Origin of the sequence: Bergeriella denitrificans NBRC 102155, from assembly GCF_001592185.1 — a bacterium.
Lineage (GTDB): Bacteria > Pseudomonadota > Gammaproteobacteria > Burkholderiales > Neisseriaceae > Neisseria > Neisseria denitrificans.
Genome location: NZ_BCWL01000174.1, coordinates 1 through 4,581, shown reverse-complemented (window position 1 = coordinate 4,581; position 4,581 = coordinate 1). Strand labels below are relative to the sequence as shown.

6 protein-coding genes are annotated in these 4,581 nt (G+C 55.8%); 3 read left to right on the top strand and 3 right to left on the bottom strand.

Features of this window, described 5'->3' with window-relative positions; translation table 11 throughout:
• Positions 1–224: transposase (locus BDE01S_RS08565; RefSeq protein ID WP_255265802.1), on the top strand; the 224-nt coding region annotated here is incomplete at its 5' end.
• A gap of 169 nt (positions 225–393) precedes the next feature.
• On the opposite strand, the gene BDE01S_RS08560 is transcribed toward BDE01S_RS08565, so the two are convergent.
• The 3 genes from BDE01S_RS08560 to hisC form a co-directional block, all read right to left on the bottom strand.
• A complete protein-coding gene (locus BDE01S_RS08560; RefSeq protein ID WP_066080210.1) occupies positions 394–1,260 on the bottom strand; it encodes an NAD(P)-dependent oxidoreductase in 867 nt (288 codons plus the stop codon).
• A 92-nt stretch (positions 1,261–1,352) separates the two neighbouring features.
• A complete protein-coding gene (hisB, locus tag BDE01S_RS08555) occupies positions 1,353–2,261 on the bottom strand; it encodes an imidazoleglycerol-phosphate dehydratase HisB (protein ID WP_066080207.1) in 909 nt (302 codons plus the stop codon).
• 45 nt (positions 2,262–2,306) lie between these two features.
• Positions 2,307–3,383, bottom strand: a complete 1,077-nt coding sequence (gene hisC / locus BDE01S_RS08550; protein ID WP_066080204.1) for a histidinol-phosphate transaminase — start codon at positions 3,381–3,383, stop codon at positions 2,307–2,309.
• A 235-nt stretch (positions 3,384–3,618) separates the two neighbouring features.
• On the opposite strand from hisC, the gene BDE01S_RS08545 reads away from it, so the two are divergent.
• Both BDE01S_RS08545 and BDE01S_RS11335 read left to right on the top strand, forming a co-directional pair.
• On the top strand, positions 3,619–4,185 hold the full coding sequence (locus BDE01S_RS08545) for an SEL1-like repeat protein (RefSeq protein WP_066080201.1): 567 nt from the start codon (positions 3,619–3,621) through the stop codon (positions 4,183–4,185).
• Positions 4,186–4,285: 100 nt separating this feature from the next.
• Positions 4,286–4,492, top strand: a complete 207-nt coding sequence (locus tag BDE01S_RS11335) for a hypothetical protein (RefSeq protein ID WP_147283890.1) — start codon at positions 4,286–4,288, stop codon at positions 4,490–4,492.
• Positions 4,493–4,581: the final 89 nt, after the last annotated feature.

The following is a 4,581-nucleotide window of genomic DNA, read 5'->3' as shown; positions in this document are numbered from 1 at the left end:
ACAGCATTGTCGTGATGGATAATGCAACATTCCATAAGCGGTCAGACACCATAGGAGCTATTGAGAATGCAGGGCATATTGTCTTGTGGCTGCCACCCTACAGTCCCGACTTAAATCCAATAGAAAAAACATGGGCTTGGATTAAACAGTTAAGGAAACAATGGCGGATTGCTGACATTGGACTGCTGCTGTTTTGGTTTCTGGTACTCATTACTATTTATTAAGAATTCTACTATATATTGTGCAAGTGTTGATGAAAAGCTACGTTGCTGAAAAGTACAAAAAAGCCGTCTGAAAATGTGATTTTTCAGACGGCTTTTTGTGCTATATCGTTCTATGCCTTACTTTCATCAAGCTTTCGTCAAGCATTTTTCGATACGGCTGGGCGTGGTTTTACCCGCGTGCCAGCTTTTGATACACGCCGGAGACGTCGTCGCTGCCGAAGCCTGCGGCGACTGCTTCGCGGTAGCTTTCGGCCACGCTTTCGAGGGCGGGGAGGGTGCGGCCGGCGGCGGCCATTTCGCTGCAGGCCAGATTGAGGTCTTTACTGGCGTGTTTCAGCATAAACGCGGCGGGGAAACGCTCTTCGGCCCACAGGGATTTTTTGGTTTGGAACATGGGGGAATCCATTGCGGAGCCGCCGACAGCTTCGATGATGGTGTCGGTGTCGATGCCGAATTGGCGTGCCATGAGCATGGCTTCGCTGTAGGCTTCGCCGAATATGCCCAGAAGTGAGTTGAGCACCAGCTTGGCGCCGGAGCCTTTGCTGACGTCGCCGAAGTGGAAGGTTTGTTTGCCGAGAAACGAGAAGACGGGCTGCAGCGGCGCCAGGATGTCGGCATCGCCGCCGAAGAGAATCAGCAGGGTGCCGTTGGTGGCGGGGGCGACCGAGCCGGATACGGGGGCTTCGGCAAAGCGTCCGCCCGCGGCTTCAACCAGGGCTTTGACGGCCAGATTTTCAGACGGGGCGATGGTGCTCATGTTGATGATGGTTTTGCCGCTCAGCAGCTTTTGGATGTCGTCGTTTAAGATGTCGCATACGGCGGCGTAGTCGGAAACCATCAGGAAAATGACGTCGTGCTGCTCAAGCAGGGCGGGGATGTCGGCGTAGGCGGTGGCGCCTTTGGCTTCGAGAGCTTGGGTTTTGTCGGGCGAGCGGTTGTAGATGCCGACTTGGATGCCGTTGTCGAGCAGGCGGTTGACCATGGGCACGCCCATTTGGCCGATGCCGATCCAGCCGATAGATTGGTATGTCTCCATTGTGTTCTCCTTTTTTAGGTAGTGGGTGGCCGTCTGAAAAACGGGGTTTTTCAGACGGCTTGGGTATTGCGTTGTGCCGGCGATAACGGCGCTTAGGCAGTCAGCGTGCCTTTGGTGGAGGGCATTTTGCCGGCCATGCGCTCGTCAAACTCCACCGCCATACGCAGGGCGCGGCCGAAGGCTTTGAATACGGTTTCGGCCTGGTGATGGGCGTTTTTGCCGCGCAGGTTGTCGATGTGCAGGGTCATCATGCTGTGGTTGACCAAGCCGTGGAAAAATTCGCTGAACAAATCGACATCGAAGCGGCCGATGAGGGCGCGGGTAAATTCGATGTTGTATTCCAAACCGGGGCGGCCGGATAAATCCAAGACCACGCGGCTCAAGGCTTCGTCGAGCGGTACATAGGCGTGGCCGTAGCGGCGGATGCCGGTTTTGTCGCCCAGCGCCTGTTTGAGCGCCTGGCCGAGGGTGATGCCGATGTCTTCTACGGTGTGGTGATCGTCGATGTGCAGGTCGCCTTTGCAGGTGATGTCCAAATTAATCAGGCCGTGGCGGGCGATTTGGTCGAGCATGTGCTCCAGAAACGGCACACCGGTATCGAAGCGGGCTTTGCCTGTGCCGTCGAGATTGAGGGACACGGTAATCTGCGTTTCGCTGGTGTGGCGGCTGACGGTGACGAAGCGGCCTTCGGTAGAGATGGCGAACGCGGTGGCCGGCATTTCGGCGGCTTTGGCTTCGGCGGCCGCAGTTTTTTCGGCGTCTTTGCTGTGGTCACGGTCGAGCCAGCCTTTGCGTTTGCCCATGGCTTCTTCCAGCTTGCGGGCCAGGCTGTTGCGGATGCCGCGCGCGTTTTCTTCGCCGCTTTGCGCTTCCAGACGGCGCTTGAGTTGGGAGAGGGAAGCGGATTTGTCGTAGCCGCAGCGGCGGGCGAGCTTGCTCAGGCTGCCGGCTTCTTCAATCAGCAGCAGCAGGTTGGTCAGGTGGCGTTGTGTTTTGTTCATGGCGGTACTCTTAATGTTACGGATTGGATAAGTGTATGCGGAAAATCAGGCGTACAGGCGGCGGATAACCGACAATACGGCGTCGTTTTGTTCGGGCGAGCCTATGGTGATGCGGACGCATTGCGCCAGCAGCGGGTGTGCGCCGTGCAGCTTTTTAATCAGGATTTTTTCGGCTTTGAGCGCGTCAAACAGCGCTTGGGCATCGGGCACACGCACAGTGATGAAGTTGGCGCTGCTGGGAAAGGCACGCAGGGCATCGATTGCAGATAATTCGGCAAACACGCGCTCGCGTTCGGCTTTGAGTGCCAATACGGTATCGTTAATCACTTGAAAATGGTGCATAGCGAATTTTGCCGTCGCCAGACTGAGCTGGTTCATATTGTAGGGCGGCAGGATTTTGGCCAGCTCGCCCATTAAATCGGGGTGGCCGCAGGCATAGCCGATGCGGATGCCGGCAAAACCGATTTTGCTGACGGTACGCATCACCACCAGATTGCCGATGCTGCCGGCTTGGGGCAGGAAGCTGTCGCCGTTGAACGCACCGTAGGCTTCGTCCACCACCACAATGCCTTTAGCCGCGCGGACGATTGCTTCCACTTCGGCGCGGCTGAAGCAGACGCCGGTGGGGTTGTTGGGGTAGGCGATAAAGGTAATCGCGGGATTGTGCGTTTCGATGGCGGACAACACGGCGGGCAGGTTGAGCGTAAAATCGTCATTGAGCGGCACGCCGATATAGTCCAAGCCGTATAAAGCCGCGTTGTGCCGGTACATCACAAAGCTCGGCTCAACCGCCAGCATGGCCGTGCCGGGTTTGGCCACCAGCATGGTGAGAAACTGGATCAGCTCGTCCGAGCCGTTACCCAATGCGATGTGCGCGGCTTCGGGAATGCCGAACGCATCGCGCAAAGCCTCCTGCAGGCCGCTGGCCGCCGGATTGGGGTAAAGATGAACGGGCGCTTGAGCCAGTGCATCTTGCCATGCCTGCCGCAATGCCTGCGCTTCAAACGGGTGGTAAGGGCTTTCCATCGCATCCAGCTTGGTAAAGCCCTCAGGCAAATCGGCAACGTGGTAAGCCGTCATCGCCCGGACATCGGGGCGGACAAATTCAAGAGGCGCGCTCATGGCTATCCTTTCAGGCAGAGTGCAGACAGGCCGCAACAGGTTCGCAAAGAATTGTAATGTAGCATAAAAAACATATTAAATCAGCAATTCGGCACGGCACGGGCGTTTTCAGACGGCTATAATTCAATAAAATACCCTGTTTCAAGGTAGAAAATCAATGTTCTGACAGCTGTCGGACTGCTTTGTCAACGTTTGCCGCCGCGTTTGGGCGGTTTGATTAAAGAAACGCCGTTTGATGAAATATTTTTCCTTAATGCTTTTGCTGCCGCTGTGCGCCTGCTACGCGCCGGTGCAAACCCCGCCGGTGGCGGTTGCCTCGGGCGCACACGCCGCAGCCAAAGGCCAGGATGACGTGTTGCTGGAGCGCGGCGCGGCCGCTTACCGGCGCAAAAGCTATCAAGAAGCCATGACCGCCTTTATCCAGGCATCGGCCGCCGGCAATGTCGCCGCTTCGCGCCATATCGGGCTGATGTATCTCAACGGATACGGCGTGGCGCGTAATGCCAAGCGGGCGGCTGCCGAGTTTGCCAAAGCTGCCGCAGCAGGCGATACCGGCGCGCAATATTGGCTGGCTTATTGCTATGAACACGGCATCGGCCTGCCGCAAGACGAAGAAGCCGCCTTAGCGTGGTATCACGCCGCAGCGGGTGGCGATGACGAATCTTCCGCCGCTGCCATGACCGCCGTAGGCCGCTTGAACGAAGCCGACGACAAAGCCGCCGCGATGGTGTGGTATCGGCGTGCGGCTGCCGCAGGCGATAAAGAAGCCGCCAATGCCTTGCGTGAAATGGGTGATGATTAAGCGGCGGAAATATTGTCAGACAGATTGAGATTTTTGCAAAAAAACTGAAACATTCAGCGGACTTGCGAAGCTAATGATGGCTAAGGAATTTTAAATATTTTTGCAAAGTTTCAGATTGTCAGAAACCGGCAGAAGCAGAAAGGCACGGTCTGTTGATGATATTGCCGCGCTTGCAATGTCGGATAAACGCAATAAGTGCGGTGAAAAACCTGCAAAAGGCCGTCTGAAAAACGGATTATTTATCGGCGTGGCTGATTTTTTGATGAAATGGATGATGCGCTTTAATTTTAAACGGTCATTTAGATAATGTGCGTTCGGGATAAGTACTGAATAACTTTTGATATTTCAGTATTGTAGGGTGGCAGCCCCGACCTACTGCTACTGTGCGGCAGCAGC